Annotated in this window: 19 protein-coding genes; 4 read left to right on the top strand and 15 right to left on the bottom strand. The window is 66.0% G+C overall.

The window, feature by feature from the left end:
- Position 1: 1 nt before the first annotated feature.
- From ACFPOB_RS11055 to ACFPOB_RS11035, 5 genes are all read right to left on the bottom strand, one after another.
- Positions 2-727, bottom strand: coding sequence for an NUDIX hydrolase (locus ACFPOB_RS11055; RefSeq protein WP_377798275.1), 726 nt, complete (start codon positions 725-727; stop codon positions 2-4).
- Positions 724-1,623: a PhzF family phenazine biosynthesis protein gene (locus tag ACFPOB_RS11050; protein ID WP_377798274.1), complete on the bottom strand. Its 900-nt coding sequence runs from the start codon at positions 1,621-1,623 to the stop codon at positions 724-726. The genes ACFPOB_RS11055 and ACFPOB_RS11050 overlap by 4 nt, the downstream gene beginning before the upstream one ends.
- Positions 1,620-2,741 carry an endonuclease/exonuclease/phosphatase family protein gene (locus tag ACFPOB_RS11045; protein WP_377798273.1) on the bottom strand — a complete coding sequence of 374 codons (1,122 nt, stop codon included), beginning with the start codon at positions 2,739-2,741 and terminating at the stop codon, positions 1,620-1,622. Before ACFPOB_RS11045 ends, ACFPOB_RS11050 begins: the two co-directional genes overlap by 4 nt.
- A 5-nt stretch (positions 2,742-2,746) precedes the next feature.
- Complete coding sequence (pdxY, locus tag ACFPOB_RS11040; protein WP_377798272.1) at positions 2,747-3,595, bottom strand: pyridoxal kinase PdxY; 849 nt, start codon at positions 3,593-3,595, stop codon at positions 2,747-2,749.
- 244 nt (positions 3,596-3,839) lie between these two features.
- A complete protein-coding gene (locus ACFPOB_RS11035) occupies positions 3,840-4,865 on the bottom strand; it encodes an ABC transporter substrate-binding protein (protein ID WP_377798270.1) in 1,026 nt (341 codons plus the stop codon).
- A gap of 242 nt (positions 4,866-5,107) precedes the next feature.
- Here ACFPOB_RS11035 and ACFPOB_RS11030 point away from each other — a divergent pair, with 242 nt between their 5' ends.
- Positions 5,108-5,617 (top strand): hypothetical protein, encoded by a 510-nt coding sequence (locus ACFPOB_RS11030; protein ID WP_377798269.1) that lies wholly within the window; start codon positions 5,108-5,110, stop codon positions 5,615-5,617.
- A gap of 98 nt (positions 5,618-5,715) precedes the next feature.
- Here ACFPOB_RS11030 and ACFPOB_RS11025 read toward each other — a convergent pair whose 3' ends face one another.
- From ACFPOB_RS11025 to ACFPOB_RS11015, 3 genes are all read right to left on the bottom strand, one after another.
- Entirely contained in the window at positions 5,716-7,083 is a 1,368-nt protein-coding gene (locus ACFPOB_RS11025; RefSeq protein ID WP_377798267.1) for a DUF3592 domain-containing protein, read from the bottom strand.
- 68 nt (positions 7,084-7,151) lie between these two features.
- Positions 7,152-7,943 carry an ABC transporter permease gene (locus ACFPOB_RS11020; protein ID WP_336530182.1) on the bottom strand — a complete coding sequence of 264 codons (792 nt, stop codon included), beginning with the start codon at positions 7,941-7,943 and terminating at the stop codon, positions 7,152-7,154.
- The gene (locus ACFPOB_RS11015; protein ID WP_377798265.1) at positions 7,940-8,809 is read right to left on the bottom strand and encodes an ABC transporter ATP-binding protein; all 870 of its coding nucleotides are present in this window, start codon (positions 8,807-8,809) and stop codon (positions 7,940-7,942) included. Before ACFPOB_RS11015 ends, ACFPOB_RS11020 begins: the two co-directional genes overlap by 4 nt.
- Before the next feature lie 186 nt (positions 8,810-8,995).
- Between ACFPOB_RS11015 and ACFPOB_RS11010 the strand changes: the two genes are divergently transcribed.
- Together ACFPOB_RS11010 and ACFPOB_RS11005 are read left to right on the top strand one after the other, a co-directional pair.
- Positions 8,996-9,532, top strand: coding sequence for a DedA family protein (locus tag ACFPOB_RS11010; protein WP_377798264.1), 537 nt, complete (start codon positions 8,996-8,998; stop codon positions 9,530-9,532).
- Between the two features lie 205 nt (positions 9,533-9,737).
- The gene (locus ACFPOB_RS11005; RefSeq protein WP_377798262.1) at positions 9,738-10,109 is read left to right on the top strand and encodes a ComEA family DNA-binding protein; all 372 of its coding nucleotides are present in this window, start codon (positions 9,738-9,740) and stop codon (positions 10,107-10,109) included.
- 61 nt (positions 10,110-10,170) lie between these two features.
- Here ACFPOB_RS11005 and ACFPOB_RS11000 read toward each other — a convergent pair whose 3' ends face one another.
- From ACFPOB_RS11000 to ACFPOB_RS10975, 6 genes are all read right to left on the bottom strand, one after another.
- Positions 10,171-10,323 (bottom strand): hypothetical protein, encoded by a 153-nt coding sequence (locus tag ACFPOB_RS11000; RefSeq protein WP_377798260.1) that lies wholly within the window; start codon positions 10,321-10,323, stop codon positions 10,171-10,173.
- A gap of 24 nt (positions 10,324-10,347) precedes the next feature.
- Positions 10,348-10,728: a DUF1127 domain-containing protein gene (locus ACFPOB_RS10995; protein WP_377798259.1), complete on the bottom strand. Its 381-nt coding sequence runs from the start codon at positions 10,726-10,728 to the stop codon at positions 10,348-10,350.
- 377 nt (positions 10,729-11,105) lie between these two features.
- A complete protein-coding gene (locus tag ACFPOB_RS10990) occupies positions 11,106-11,336 on the bottom strand; it encodes a hypothetical protein (RefSeq protein WP_377798257.1) in 231 nt (76 codons plus the stop codon).
- Between the two features lie 26 nt (positions 11,337-11,362).
- Positions 11,363-11,548: a hypothetical protein gene (locus ACFPOB_RS10985; RefSeq protein WP_377798256.1), complete on the bottom strand. Its 186-nt coding sequence runs from the start codon at positions 11,546-11,548 to the stop codon at positions 11,363-11,365.
- A 189-nt stretch (positions 11,549-11,737) separates the two neighbouring features.
- Positions 11,738-12,757 carry a ketol-acid reductoisomerase gene (gene ilvC, locus ACFPOB_RS10980; protein WP_377798254.1) on the bottom strand — a complete coding sequence of 340 codons (1,020 nt, stop codon included), beginning with the start codon at positions 12,755-12,757 and terminating at the stop codon, positions 11,738-11,740.
- Positions 12,758-12,793: 36 nt separating this feature from the next.
- Positions 12,794-13,444 carry a TetR/AcrR family transcriptional regulator C-terminal domain-containing protein gene (locus tag ACFPOB_RS10975; protein WP_377798253.1) on the bottom strand — a complete coding sequence of 217 codons (651 nt, stop codon included), beginning with the start codon at positions 13,442-13,444 and terminating at the stop codon, positions 12,794-12,796.
- 146 nt (positions 13,445-13,590) lie between these two features.
- On the opposite strand from ACFPOB_RS10975, the gene ACFPOB_RS10970 reads away from it, so the two are divergent.
- Positions 13,591-14,145, top strand: coding sequence for a DUF924 family protein (locus ACFPOB_RS10970; RefSeq protein ID WP_377798251.1), 555 nt, complete (start codon positions 13,591-13,593; stop codon positions 14,143-14,145).
- On the opposite strand, the gene ACFPOB_RS10965 is transcribed toward ACFPOB_RS10970, so the two are convergent.
- Positions 14,146-14,871: a haloacid dehalogenase type II gene (locus tag ACFPOB_RS10965; protein WP_377798249.1), complete on the bottom strand. Its 726-nt coding sequence runs from the start codon at positions 14,869-14,871 to the stop codon at positions 14,146-14,148.
- Positions 14,872-14,884: the final 13 nt, after the last annotated feature.

The following is a 14,884-nucleotide window of genomic DNA, read 5'->3' as shown; positions in this document are numbered from 1 at the left end:
GTCAATCCCGCCCGTAGATATGGGTGAGATAGGGCATCATGAAGGGCGGCATGTCATAAGCCGCGCAATCGGCGAGATTGCGGACGATCACGATGTCGGACAATTCCGGCTCGTCCTGCCGTGCGATCCGCGCCAGCATCATTTCGCGCGCCGCCTCAGCCGACAGGCCAATCGCGACCGGCCGCATGAACGCCACTCGCCCCGGCACGATCACCGCCGTCCAGCGCTCGTCGACGGCAATCTCGTCGAGCGTCAGCCCGGTCTCCTCGCAGAGCTCGCGGGTGACGCTGCCGGCAAGATCGAGCGTGCCGTCGGGGCGGACATCCTCCCGGTCGGGGGTGCCGGCGGCGAAATAGACCTTGCCGGGATTGGCGGTGTGGTCGCCCATCCGGCCGAGTAGGAAGGCGCCGTCAGCAGCCCGCAGCGCCGCCATGGCGAAGCCGTTGCGGATCGCCGGAGGCGGCAGTCCGAAATCGCGCCAGGCCAGAAAGGCGGCATAGTCCGCCTCGAAATAGCCGGCATGGAACACCCCGTCCTCGATCGCAGCGCGGTGCTGCAGCATGACGCGGCCGTTGAACATCGCCGGCTTGCCGGCGCTGATCGCAGCCCAATGCGCCGCGATCTCGTCAGCACGCTCGCGGGCAAAGCCCCAGTCGAAAGTCTCGACCTTCGCCTCGACGCGATCGAGCGCGACGATCGTTCCGTCGACGACGCCATTGCCGCTCACAGCAGCACGCCCTCGCTCATCACCACCGCGGCGCCGCCGATCGTCGCAGAGGCGAGCGCGCCGCCCGCGACCGTCAGCGTCAACTCGATCTGCGAGGGCCGGCCCATCTCGTAGCCCTGCTCGATAACGAAGCGGTGCGCGCCATCGCCCGGCTGGTCGAACGCCATGATCGCGCCGGCGAACGCGGCGACGGCCGAACCGGTCGCCGGGTCCTCGGTCACGCCGGCTTCCGGCCAGAACATGCGGGCGTGATAGTGATGCCCGGCCTCCTCCGTCTCGCGGCAATAGAGGAAGGCATTGCCGTTCTGGGCCGGCGCCATCACGCGTTCGAACGATCCAGCGACACGCGCCTTGGCGATCGACTCGCGGCCAGCAACCGGCACCGTCGTATAGGCGACGCCGGCCGAGAAGGCGCTCGGCCGGTGCGCGCCGAAGCCGAGATCAGCGAGTTCAAGCCCGAGCGCCTCTGCCAGCGCGGCGTCGGCAATGGGCTGTGCGACCTGCTCCGGCAGCTTCGGCAGAGTGAAGGTTGCGCGAGCCGAGCGCGCATTGCCGAGCTCGATTAAGCAGGGCACCAGCCCGACCTTCTCCTCCAGCACGAGCTGGTCCGCCGCCCGTCCCTCTGCCGCATCGCGCAGGGCCAGCAGCGCGGCGGTGCCGACCGTCGGATGGCCGGCGAAGGGGAGTTCCTGCCCCGGCGTGAAAATGCGGATTGCCGCGCGGTGGGCGGGGTTGGCCGGCGGCGCGACAAAAACCGTCTCCGACAGGTTGAACTCGCGGGCGATCGCCTGCATCGCCGCGCTGTCCAGTCCCTCGCTGTCCAACACCACGGCGAGCGGATTGCCCGCATGCGGTCTTGCCGTGAACACGTCGAGCGTGACGAAGCGGCGGCTCATGTGGTTTCCTTCGGAATCGTAAGCTCGATCGTCAGCGGGCAATGGTCGGAGGCCTTGGGCCGGTCCCAGCCGACGCGCGGATAGCGGTCGCAGGTCAAAGCGAGCTTGGCCATCGAGCGATCGGCCTCGCGCGGATCGAGCGGCACGCGATAGGGTAGCCCGCGCCGGATCATCTGCATCGCCGGGTTCCGATTGGCGGCGGCGAGCGCCGGCGAGAGCAGGATATGGTCGAGCGGCATATGGCTGTCGACCAGGCTCTGGCGCTCCTCCGACCAGTAGCGCCGAAAGTGAGTCCAGCGCTCATGCGGCGGCAGGCTCGCCATCGGATCGACGGCGAAATCATCCAGCAGCGGCTCGATGCCGCTGTCGCCCTCGTCGACCGGAGCGGCAAGCGGGCCGAGCCCGATGCGATAGCCGTTGAGATCGCCGAGGATCGCCCAGTTCGCCTCGCGCCAGCCTGGTCCGAACCAGTCCTTGATGATCGTCTTCACCGCCAGCGCCTCGGCCCGGCGGATCGGCAAGGTCGCCTGCCTGCCATCATCGCGGCCATTGTTCATCGACTTGAAATGGCAGCCGAACAGGGCAAGCCGCCGGTCGCCGAAATCGAGCTCGACCGCCAGGCAATCGCGGGCGAAGACCTTGTCGCGCGGATTGATGCCGAAGGCGGCGATCCCGGGCGAGAACGCCCCGGCATCGGCAAAACTCATGCCCTTATGGGAGCGCACCGTGACCTGCGGCGGCTTCACCAGATCGCGCCGCGCGGCGAAGCCGATGTCGATATTGCGCCGGTCATTGCCGTCGAGCAGCGTGAAATGGCCGTAGCGATGGTCGGCGATGCGGTGGACGTAATTGGCGAAGAAGGCCTGCAGGCTCGCCAGCGAGTCGACCTCCTGCAGCATCCAGAGATCGGCATTGGCCTCGGCGATGGCGAGCGCCGTCATCTGGCGCTTGTCGTCCTCAAGCGCGACGGCGAGCGAGCGCTCGACCGCGTCGCGCTCATCGGCGCGCGGGAAATGGAACAGCGACATCGCCGCCGCCGTCTCGGTCCGCCCGCCGGGCTCGAAACGATGACGCGTCAGCAGGTTCTCGACATTGAAGGTGCCGAGGCGCAGCTTCATGCGCGTCAGACCGCTTCGGCTGCGAAGAGTTGCGAGGGCGTGACGAACTCGTCCTGCGCCGCCACGGTCAGGATCTCGCGCGAGCCGGCTTCCTTGGTCCGCCTCAGCAGCCCGTAGATCGAGGAGGCCGCCTTGCCGAGCGCACTCGCGGCCGAGCCGTCGCGCAGATAGTGGACGAAGAACAGCGCCGCGATCGCATCGCCGGCACCGTTGATGTTGATGTCGATCTTCGGCGTGCGCACGCGATAGGTGCCCTGCCCGTCCGCTGCCATCAGGTCGATCGCATCGTCGGGCGTCTCGTTGGTGATCAGCGAGGTCACCAGCACGACCCTCGGCCCGGCATCGCGCAGCGCCTCGACGGCGCGGTGCGCGTCGGCCAGCGTCCTGACCTCGACATCGGTGAGCAATTCCAGCTCGAACTGGTTCGGCGTGACGATGTCGGCCGCCGGCACCGCCTGCTCGCGCATGAATTCGGGAATGCCCGGCCGCACGAAGACGCCCCGGCCGACATCGCCGATCACCGGATCGCAGCAATACATCGCCTTGGGATTGGCCGCGCGAACCTTGGCCACCGCCGAGAGGATGGCGTGGCCGATGTCGGCCGAGCCCATATAGCCGGAGAGCACGCCGTCGCATTTGGGAAGCACGCCGCGCTCGCCGATGCCCGCCATCAGCTCGTCGATGGTGGCGCCGTCGAAAACCTGGCCCTTCCAGGCGCCATAGCCGGTGTGGTTCGAGAACTGCACGGTGTGGATCGGCCAGACCTCGACGCCGAGGCGCTGCATCGGGAACACGGCCGAGGCATTGCCGACATGGCCATAGGCGACATGGGACTGGATCGAGAGGATGTTCATGAGCGGTAGGCCAGCCTTCGACGATATGAGGCGGCGAACCTAGCGGCTGGTGCGGCCCGCGCCAATCGAAAGCGGTGATGGGAGCGATCAAACGCCAACCTACCCTTCTCCCCTCGGGGGAGAAGGTGGCAGCGCGAAGCGCTGACGGATGAGGGAAGGACGCGCAAGCGACAACCGCTCACCCGGTCGAACCGCCCTCATCCCCTGCCGGACCTTCTCCCCCGAGGGGAGAAGGAAGCCTGCCTTACGACCCGGCCGCCGCCTTCTTGGCGAAGCTATCGATGAAGGTCTTGGTCAGGTCGACATTGGAGTTCGTCAGCTCGGGGTCGAGCAGCTTGAGCGAGTCGTACATGCTCTTCATCGCATCGGCGGTCGGGATGCCGGTGCGCGAATAGCTCTCCTGCGAGTTCTTCACCGCTGTCAGGTAGAGCGGCTTGTCACCGAGATGGTATTCCGCCGGGACGAGATCGGCGACATCCTCGGGCTTGGCCGTCTCCAGCCATTTCAGCGACTTCATCAGCGCGTTGACGAGTTTCTGCGTCGTCACCGGGTTCTTCTCGGCAAAGTCGTTCTTGAGATAGAGCACCGCCGCCGGATTCGAGCCGCCGAACAGCGCCTTGGTACCGGCCTCCGTGCGGGTGTCGATCAGCGAGACGATGTCGCCGTCCGATTCCAGCTTCGAGGTGACGGGATCGAGATGCGAGATCACGTCGACCTGCTTCTGCTTCATCGCCGCGACTGCGCTGGCGCCGGCGCCGACGCCGATGATCGCGGCGTCGGTTGCCTTAAGGCCTGCCTTGACCATGGCGTATTGCGCCGTCAGCGCCGTCGAGGAGCCGGGCGCGGTGACGCCGATCTTCAGGCCCTTGAAATCGGCCGCGGACTTGACCTTGTCGGCAAGGTCCTTGCGTACCGCAATGGTGATCGCCGGGAAGCGCCCGAGCTCAATCACGGCGCGGATGTCCTGGCCCTTGGCCTGCATGCGGATGGTGTGCTCATAGGCACCGGTGACGACGTCGACCGAGCCGCCGACGAGGGCCTGCAGCGACTTGGCGCCGCCGCCGAAATCATTGATCTCGACGTCGAGCCCCTGCTCCTTGAAGAAGCCCTTCTTCTCCGCGACGGTCAGCGGGAGATAGTAGAGCAGCTGCTTGCCGCCGACGCCGAGCGTCAACTTGGGCTTCTCGGCATTCTGGGCGAAGGCCGGCGAGAGGCCGAGGGCCGTAGTGACAGCGAGCGCGGCCAGCGCCGCACGACGTGTGAAAAACATCGGTTTCCTCCGGTTGAGCGATGACGCGCTTCGAAAAAGGCGCGATTTCGCGACGAAGATAGGCGCATTGCCGCAGGCGGGGCAAGCGCAGGCATGTCGCGGAGCAGCCCACCAGGCCGGCCCGATCTCCGCGGAAGCGACGGAAAAGATTCAGCGCCTGTTAAAGGCGGCCTTTCACACTGACTGATACGCTGACTTCCGACGACGGCTTTCGACCAGAACGGACGAAACAGGAGACGGTCATGGTGGACGCAGTAGCGGCCCGGACTGCGCCTTCCCGCTATGAGCTTCCGCAGCGCCCGCCCTCAGCCGTGCCGGCTTCGGATAGTGCGAGCTCTTCGCCGGCCACGGTGACCTCGGCAACGCCCGATCGGGACGATGCCGTCATTCTCGACCTGTCCGACCAGGCTCGCGCCGCCCTCGCCCAGGGCAGCGCGACTTCGCAGACGCCTGGGGTCGGCGTCGACGAGGCGGCCGAGCCAAGCTGGGTCGAAAAGCGCGTCAAGCTGATGACGGAGTACACGGCGCTCCAGCAGGAGCTCGTCTGGCTCAACGACCGCACGATGGCCCATGCGCTGGACGAGATGTTTCAGGGAGCCGCCGCCCCGCAGGACGAGAGCAGCGCCGCGGATAAGCGGGAGCAGTTCGATCGCGACATGCAGCGGCGCGAGGCGCTGATGCCGCGCTATGCCGAGCTGATACGGATGCTCGGAGCCTCGACGGGCCAGGATAGCGCGGACGGATCGCGCTAGAGCATTTTTGAGCGGAATGGACGCAGGTCCGCGTGAGAAAACTGTGACAAAACAAGAGCCTAGAACAATTTCGCGATTCAAAGAATTGCGAAAATGCTCTAGCGGAAGATCCGGCTCGTATAGAGCGCGATGGCGAAGCAGGCGAGCGCGACGCCGAGCAGGATCCAGTTCGTCGCCGTCGGATTTTCGAGAGCCGCGTTGGATGGGTCCTGCGGATCGTAATGCACCTCGACCGGCGAGCCGGCCGGATAGCGATCGACGATGCCCTGCGCGAGGCTCTCCGAGCCCGAGACTTCGAGGCCGAGCTTGACCTGCCGGCTGTGCAGGCGGTTGCCTTCGACCGTGTAGGCGAACTCGACGACGGGACGATAGGTCGTGCGCGTCTCGCCGTTCTGCATCGAGCGGCGTTGCTCGATGCTGCTGGAGACGACCTCCCCCGGCGTGATCGGCCAGGCATTGGCGCGGGCGAGATAGCGCCGGTGGCCGACAAAGAACAGCAGGGCCGCAGCGCCGAACAGTCCGGCGAACAGCATCACCGGGACATCGGCATCCGGCATGCGCGCCTTGAGGACTTCGGCCCCTTCGGTACCCACCCAATAGAGCCCCCAGACGAGCAGGACGACCACGAGCAGCGCGAGGCCGCAGCCCTTCACCGCCCCTTTCGGCGCCTCGCGCTCCAGCACGGAGTCGCTGGGATCGGCCGGATCGTAGTAGACGGTCACGCTCGCACCGGCCGGATAGCGCCTCGATGCCTCCTGCGCATATTTGCCGCTGATGTCGCCGAGACTGACGCGCGTGCCTTGATGCGTCACGCCGCCGACCAAGAAGGAATAGGTCACGGCCGGAACATTGACGACGGTGCCGATCTCGTTGCCTTCAGGCGGGCGCCGCACCCCCATTTGCGAGCGGATGATGCGCCCCCGCGCCTGCGCCCAGCCCTTGGCGCGGCGGACCTTGAGGCCGGCATTGAGGATCATCGCGGCGACCATCACCACCATCGGCAGTGCGATCAGCGCGATATTCCCCATGGTCGTTCCGGCCAAAGGCAGCCGTTCGACCCAGCTGTCCGGCAGCACCTCCACGATCACGAAGATCAGCGCCAGCGAGGCGACGACGGCTATCACCGCCCAGGTCGGCGGCTCGCCTCTGGCCTCGGCCGCCTTGGCAGGCGCGACCTTGCGCTGCCATTCCAGCTTGCCGCGCCATGTCTTGTCACTACCAAGATAGGCGAGCAGGATCGTCTTCAGCGTCGCGGCATCGACCGTCTCGGCAGCGTCGAAGCGGGCCTTGCCAGAATGATAGGCCAGCCGGAACCGGCCCTTTTGCTCCAGCTCTGCTTCGACATAGCCATCGTCATCGGAGAGGGTAATGAACCAACCCGGATCATCGCCGCGCTGATCGATGGCGCGGGTGATGTCATCCCGCGTCGGATCGGCCGTGATGCGATCGCAGACATCGAGCTCCATGATCGCCCCCCGATGATGCAAGGACGAGGATGGCGCTCGTTCGCGCCAGGAATCAAGCGGAGCTGACGTTAGGTCGTCGTCGTACTGCTCTGGCCCGGCCGCCAGACCAGAAGCCGGTTCTCGACCAGCGTCACGATCGAGTCGATCAGGATCACGAAGATTGCCAGGATCAGCATGCCCGAGAAGACGCCGGTGACGTCGAAGACGCTCTCGGCCTCGTGGATCTTGTAGCCGAGCCCGGCCGAGGACCCGAGGTATTCGCCGACCACCGCGCCGACCAGCGCAAAGCCGACCGAGGTGTGCAGCGAGGAGAACATCCAGGTCAGCGCCGACGGCCAGTAGACATGGCGGAAGAGCTGGCGCTCGTTCATCCCCAGCATGCGGGCGTTGGCCAGCACGGTCGGCGAGACCTCGCGCACGCCCTGGTAGACGTTGAAGAAGACGATGAAGAACACCAGCGTGAAGCCGAGCGCCACCTTCGACCAGATGCCGAGGCCGAACCACAGCGCGAAGATCGGCGCCAGCACGACGCGCGGCAAGGCGTTCGCCGCCTTGATATAGGGATCGAACACCGCCGCCAGCAGTTCGTTCCGGGCGAAGGCGAAGCCGAAGAAGATGCCGGCCGCCGAGCCGATGACGAAAGCGAGCACCGTCTCGGTCAGGGTGATGCCGAGATGGTAGTAGATATCTGCCCCGGTGAGCTGCTTCCAGGTCCGGGCCAGCACGTCGGCCGGGGTCGAGAAGAAGAACTGCGTCGTCTTGATGTCGCCGAACAGGCTGGTGGTGGTGACGATGTGCCAGATCGCCAGGAAGACGATCATGACCAGAATCTGGAGCGAGAGGAGCTTGACGCGGTTCATGACGCGGCCCCCTCGACCAGTTCTTTGCCTTCGCCCATCGCATAGGCCTTCTGGACCTCGACCCTGAGCGAGGCCCAGATGTCGCGATGGATCTCGTGGAAGGCCTTCTCCAGTCTGATCTCGGCGATGTCGCGCGGCCGCGCCAGCGGCACGCGATAGTCGGCGACGATGCCGGCGGCGGGGCCGGCGGTCATCACCACCACCCGATCGGAGAGCGCGATCGCCTCCTCCAGATCGTGCGTGACGAAGATCAGCGCCTTGCGATCCTTCGACCAGAGATCGAGCAGGAGATTGCCCATGATCTGGCGGGTCTGCGCGTCGAGCGGTCCGAAGGGCTCGTCCATCAAGAGGATCTCGGGGTCGCGGATCAGCATCTGCGCGAGGGCCACGCGCTTGCGCTGGCCACCGGAGAGCATGTGCGGATAGCGCTCGACGAAGGCGCGCAGGCCGACACGCCCGAGCCAGTCGCGCGCCCGCTTGTCGGCCTCGGCATCCGAAACGCCCATCGGCTCCAGCGCGACCTTGACGTTGTCGAGCGCCGTCTTCCACGGCATCAGCGCGTCCTGCTGGAAGAGATAGCCGGCGCGGCGGTTGAGGCCGGACAGCGGCTGGCCGAAGATCGAGACCTTGCCGGCGGACGGCGCCAGCAGACCGGCGGCGGCATTGAGCAGGGTCGACTTGCCGCAGCCGGTCGGTCCGACCACCGAGACGAACTCGCCCGGCGCGACGGACAGGTCGATGCCCTTCACCGCCTGGTAGCGGCTGCCGCCCTTGAGATGGAAGGTGATGTCGATGCCGGCGAGCTTGACCGCCGGCTGTTCCGCTGCCGCGCCCCTATCGCCGGGCGGGCTGACCTTGGACTCCATGGATATCCCATCCCCTGCCGTCGCCAGCCTCCCGGCGCGCGGCTTATTTCCGTTCGTCGCGAACACTAGGCAATCAACCCGCGAAGGCAACCCGCCCCGCCTGCCTGCGAACTGGTAGCGAAAAAGCGACGCCTGCTCTATCGCTCCCAATACCGTTCGCGCCGGCTTCAGGAGAATCGCCAGCCCATGCCCCAGCTTGAGCAATGGATGCACGAGCTTGTCGCGTTCATGCGCGTCAACCAGTACTGGGCGGCGCCGATCGTCTTCCTCATCGCCTTTGCCGAATGCGTCGCGATCCTGTCCTGGCTGGTGCCGGCGACGGTGTTCTTCACCGCCTTTGGCGCGATCGCCGGCGCCTCCGGCCTCAATCTCGTGCCGCTCTCGCTTGCGGCAGCGCTCGGCGCGGCCTCCGGCTTCTGGATTTCCTACTGGGTCGGCCTCGTCCTCGGGCCGCGCGTCAATGACCACTGGCCGATCCGCAACAACCCGGCCCTGCTTCAGCGTGGCCACGACTTCTTCGAGAAATGGGGCGTGCTCGGCGTCGCCATCGGCCATTTCTTCGGGCCCATCCGGGCGGTGATCGCGCTCGTCGCCGGTATCGTGAAGATGCCGTTCTGGCCGTTCCAGATCGCGAACTTCGCAGCGTCCTTCGCCTGGGGCTTCGGCCTGATCTACGGCGCCGGTCGCTTCTCCGAATACATGATGCAATTCACCGGCAAATAAGGCCGCGCCAATCGCGGCGAAAACCCGGCGAGGAGCAAAACGCCAGCTGAACGCTCGCCTCAGATCGCGTTCAGCCGCCCCGGCCGAAAGTCCAGCCATCGCGCCTGGACCGGATCCTCCGGTCCGTAGCCGGCGCGGCGGCGCGGACGGCCCGGTATCCGCGCAGCTCCAGCTTCCCCGGGCAGGGCTTACAGGAGTCCACGCCATGACGATGTCTCGTTTCGCTATCGGCCTCGCCGCGCTCGCTCTCGCCGCCGGCCCGTCCCTCGCACAGACCGCGACCCAGCCCACCACCCCGGCCAAGCCGGCAGCGCCCGTGACCACGCCCGCCGCCCCGGCCGCTCCTGCCGCCAAGCCGGCTGCGCCGGCCGCGACCCAGGCCCAGGCCAAGAAGGTCAACATCAACACCGCCAGCGCCGCCGAGCTCGAGCAGCTCAAGGGCATCGGCGAGGCCCGCTCCAAGAAGATCGTCGAGGAGCGCGCCAAGGCGAAGTTCAAGAACTTCGACGATCTGGTGAAGCGCAGCGTGCTGCCCTCGAACGTCGAGGCCGAGATCAAGGATCACGTCACCTTCTGATCCCCCTCAAGCGAAAAAAAGCCGGCCGCTCTCGCGGCCGGCTCTGCCGTTTCCGGGCGGGCTAGATGCCATCGCCCTGCGCCTGCGAGGCATGAGCCTCCCGCAGCGCCTGGGCACAGTCGTCGCAGCAGACCTCGACGGTATTGCCGCCGATCGTGACCTTGATCGGGGTTTCGTCGAGTTCGCAATCGCAGGCTGCGCAGGTTCCACTCATGGCCTTCCTCCTTCTCGCGGCCGCTCATTCGGCCGCCCTGAGAAGGACCACCCGGCCGGTTTCCGCGCTGTCGAATTCTTCAGCGATCCGCTCGGACTGAACCGGTGCCCCCGCGCTCAAACCGCGCAGGACTTCGTCCACGCTCTCGCCGCCGGCGAGGCCCCGCCGCTCCTCGACGCGCAGTGAGATGATGCCGGTCGGATCGCCGAAGAATGGGGCGGCCGTCGCATCGCGCAGATCACTGTCGCGCAGGCCGAGGTCGCGCAGATCGCGCTCGCTCATGTCGCAGAGAGTACGATAGTCGCGGCGCGATTGCAGCCAGTGGTCGAGCGCGCCGAGAACCCGGCCGAGCATGTCGAACACCGCGAGCACAGGCTTGGCCGATCCGATGATGAAGGTGATCATGACCTGTCTCCGTCGTTGTGAGACGGCACAGGACACCCTTGGCCTGACAGGAGCTGTCAGAATCTCCGGGGCTCAGTGACAGCTTCTGTCAGCGGTGATCGAGCGAGCGCGACGGAGACTATGCTCTCAAAACCAAAACCAGCCCGGTCAGGGTCTGACCGGCCAGCTTCGGCGCCACTATGGCCTACAGCAGGCCAAAGACGATCATTGTCAACAGGGCGAACGAGGCGCCCAGCACCAGATGCGCGAACTTAAACTGAAAACCCTGAGACGCAGGCATCGATCGGATCGGTGTCATCATCGCCTCCATCTGTTCAGCTTGAATCAGCTTCGTGCGGAAATATCTTTCGTCGGAGATTTCCCCGGCTGGAATCAGCTCAGTACGCCCACATCTCGGCAATCCCCCAGCCAACGATCGCGAGCGCCAGACCCGCCACCAGAACGATCAGCACCGGCCGGCCGAGGAAGCCTTGCCGCGCCTCCACCGGAGTCTCGACCGCCGGGTCGGCATCGGAATGGACATCCGCCCGCATCGGCGGGATCGGCTCGCCACCCTTCTCCGGAATGCGCGCCTCGCGCGTCTTGACGTCGTCTTGAACGCTCTGCATGACGGCCTCCATTCTGCCCCGGACCATCAGCCCCCGACGGCGCGCAAGAGCGCGCTCGCGAGCAGCGTGACGGCGAGAAATCCACCCAGCAACAAGATGGAGAGCTGGTCGTTCCATGATGCCGGCTTGGCGACATCGGCCAGCCCGTGACGGGCATGGCGCTGATGCAGCCGCTCGATCGCCCTGCGTTTCAGGTCCTCCTGGCCGGTCATGGCACGCTCCTGCTTCCATCGACTGGAGCATCAACGCCTACCGCGGGACGCGGTTCCCGAGACGAGGCCCCGCAACGCGAAACGGGCGCCCTGCCAGCGCCCGTTCCTTTTATTCTCAAGCGGTTAGAAGAGATCCCGGAATCATCCTCGCATCGCGTTGAATCTGCGTCCGAAGCCCGGCCTCTCGCCTCAGTTCTTGCTCTTGTCGACCAGGGCCTTGGCCTTGATCCACGGCATCATGTCGCGCAGCTTGGCGCCGACTTCCTCGATCGGGTGAGCGGCGTAGCGGGCGCGGGTCGCCTTGAACGAGGTCTGGTTGACCTTGTTCTCCAGCATCCAGTCGCGGGTGAACTTGCCCGACTGGATATCGCTGAGCACACGCTTCATCTCGGCCTTGGTCTCGGCGGTGATGATACGCGGGCCGGTGACGTACTCGCCATACTCGGCGGTGTTCGAGATCGAGTAGTTCATGTTGGCGATGCCGCCCTCATAGATGAGGTCGACGATCAGCTTCACTTCGTGCAGGCACTCGAAATAGGCCATCTCGGGAGCGTAGCCGGCCTCCGTCAGCGTCTCGTAGCCGGCCTTGATCAGCTCGACCAGGCCGCCGCAGAGCACGACCTGCTCGCCGAACAGGTCGGTCTCGCACTCTTCCTTGAAGGTGGTCTCGATGATGCCGGCGCGGCCGCCGCCATTGGCCGAGGCATAGGACAGGCCGAGATCATGGGCGTTGCCGGTCGCGTCTTGATGGATCGCGATCAGGGTCGGCACGCCGCCGCCGCGCAGATACTCGGAGCGGACGGTGTGGCCCGGGCCCTTCGGCGCGACCATCAGCACGTCGAGGTCCTTGCGCGGCTCGATCAGGTTGAAGTGGACGTTGAGGCCGTGCGCGAACAGGAGGGCGGCGCCTTCCTTCATGTTGGCGGCGAGCTCGTCGCGGTAGATGTCGCCCTGCAGCTCGTCCGGGGTCAGCATCATCATGATGTCGGAGACCTTGGCGGCCTCGGACGGGGTCATGACCTTGAAGCCGGCCTCTTCGGCCTTCTTGCGGGTGGCCGAGCCGGCCTTCAGCGCGATGATGACGTCCTTGACGCCGGAATCGCGCAGGTTGAGCGCATGGGCATGGCCTTGGCTGCCGTAGCCGACGATGCAGACCTTCTTGCCCTTGATCAGGTTGATGTCGGCGTCGCGATCGTAATAAACGCGCATTGGATGCGTCCTTCCCTTGGGGTTGATCTCTAGGCTTCAGGCTTTCGGTACGGCACCCTGCCGTCCGTGAAGGGCGAGGAATTGGTCGGTGGCCCGGGCCGCGTCGCGCTGGATCTCAGCCTTGCCGGCGTCGAGCGCATCGCCCAGCAGCAGCCTGATCTGGACGTCACGGCCGACGAGGCCGAAGAAGGTGCGGAACGCCGTCTCGGCGTCGTCGAAATCGAGCAGTCCCGCCGCGCGGCCAGCTTCCAGGACCGGCTTCAGCCGCTCGCCGATGGCGAAACGCCCGTTCGCCAGCACGATGCCGCCGAGATTGCTCTTGCCCGAGGCGGCATGGCCGATGGCGGCGCGGTTCAGGGCGATCGAGGTCTGGCTCGTGATCACGCTCAGCCAGTTCTCGGCGAAGTCCCGCAGGCTCTTGCGCAGCGTCGCCGCGTCGAGCGCCTGGCGGTCGTAATTATCGGCGCGGACCTTCGAGGCCTGCCATTGCACTGTCGCGGTCAGCAGGCCGTCGCGGTCACCGAACCATTTGTACAGCGTCTCCTTCGAGCAACTCGCCCGCCGCGCCACCGCGGTCATGGTCAGCTGGTCGCCCTGCTCCACCATCAGCGCCAGCACGGCGTCGAGCACGGCCTGCTGCCGCTCGCTCAGCGCCTCGCCTTGGCTATGCGTCGCAATGTCGTTCATCAATCCGGAGAGTACCGTACGTTACGGTTCTGGCATCTACCGCAGCGCTTGCCGGGGCGCAAGGGCGTGCTGGAGAAATTTCATCGCCACTTGGGCTGTCAGGGCACCTATATCTTCCTCGCAAAACAGCCTCGCCGGAGCCTACGATGCCACAGACGACCCCACCTGAAGCCGCCGAGGTCCTCGCCTTCTGGCGGGAGGCCGGCCCGGACAAATGGTTCGCCAAGGACGAGGACTTCGACGCCGAGATCGCCAGCCGCTTCCGGCCGTTGGTAGACGCCGCCGCACGCGGCGAGCTCTCCGATTGGGAAGAGACCCCGGAGGGCGTCTATGCCCTGCTGATCCTTCTCGACCAGTTCCCGCGCAACCTCAATCGCGGCTCAGCCCACGCCTTCGCCGCCGACCCGCTGGCGCGCGAGGTCGCTCACCGGGCGATCGCGCGCGGCTTCGACGAGGTCTTCGAGAACCCGGAGCGCCGCTTCATCTATATGCCGTTCATGCACTCCGAGGATCTTGCGGACCAGGAGCGCTGCGTCGCCTTGAGCAAGGCTTCGGGCGACGACGACTCGACCAAATGGGCGATCGTCCATCGCGACATCATCCGCGACTTCGGCCGCTTCCCGCACCGCAACGCCGTCCTCGGCCGAGAGAGCTCGGCCGAGGAGCGACGCTTCCTCGATGATGGTGGCTTCAGCGGCTGATCAGCCTTTGACCGCTTTTCGGTGAGCCTCGGCCAGCTCGGCCATGCTCTTGAAATAGAAGTCGACCTTCGGCTGGTTGGCGGGCATCTGCGTCGCACCGCTACCGGCCATGCCGAAGCGCCGGTCGATCCAGGCGCGCGCCAGCCCCGCCCGCTCGGCCGGGACATGATCGTGGAACAGGCTCTGCGCGGTATGCAGGACATCCCCGACCGCGAGGCCGAGATCGGCCTCGAGATGCGCCAGCAAATGGGCGAAATTGCGCGGATCGGGCTTGTAGCAGCCGATATCCTCGGCCGTGTAGATCGCGTCGAAGGTCACGCCGAGCTTGCGATTGCTGGCCGCGAAGCTCGTCCTATCGACATTGGAGAGGATGACGAGCTTGTAGTGGCGCTTGAGATAGGCGAGCGCCTCGGCGGAATCCGGGAAGGCCGGCCAGTCCGGCACCGAGCCGCCGAAGCGCTCGTTCAGATCAGCATGGATATGGACGCCCAGATCCTTGGCGAGCCGGGCATGCACGGCCGCGAGCAGCGTCGAATAACGCAGCGACGGGCCGGCTTCCTCCAGTTCGCTCTCGATTTTGCCGAAGCGCGCCAGCGCCTCCTCGCGCTCGATGTGGAGCCGGCCGGCGCTGATCAGCGGCTGCAGCGCGTTCCAGATTCCAGTCTCCCAGTCGATCAGCGTACCGTAGCAGTCGAAGGTCAGAACCTTGAAATCGGTAAGTGTCATCGCGGGTCGTCCT

Source organism: Allobosea eneae (genome assembly GCF_042657265.1).
In the GTDB taxonomy this organism is placed as follows: domain Bacteria; phylum Pseudomonadota; class Alphaproteobacteria; order Rhizobiales; family Beijerinckiaceae; genus Allobosea; species Allobosea eneae.
This window is presented reverse-complemented; position numbering and strand designations above follow the sequence as displayed.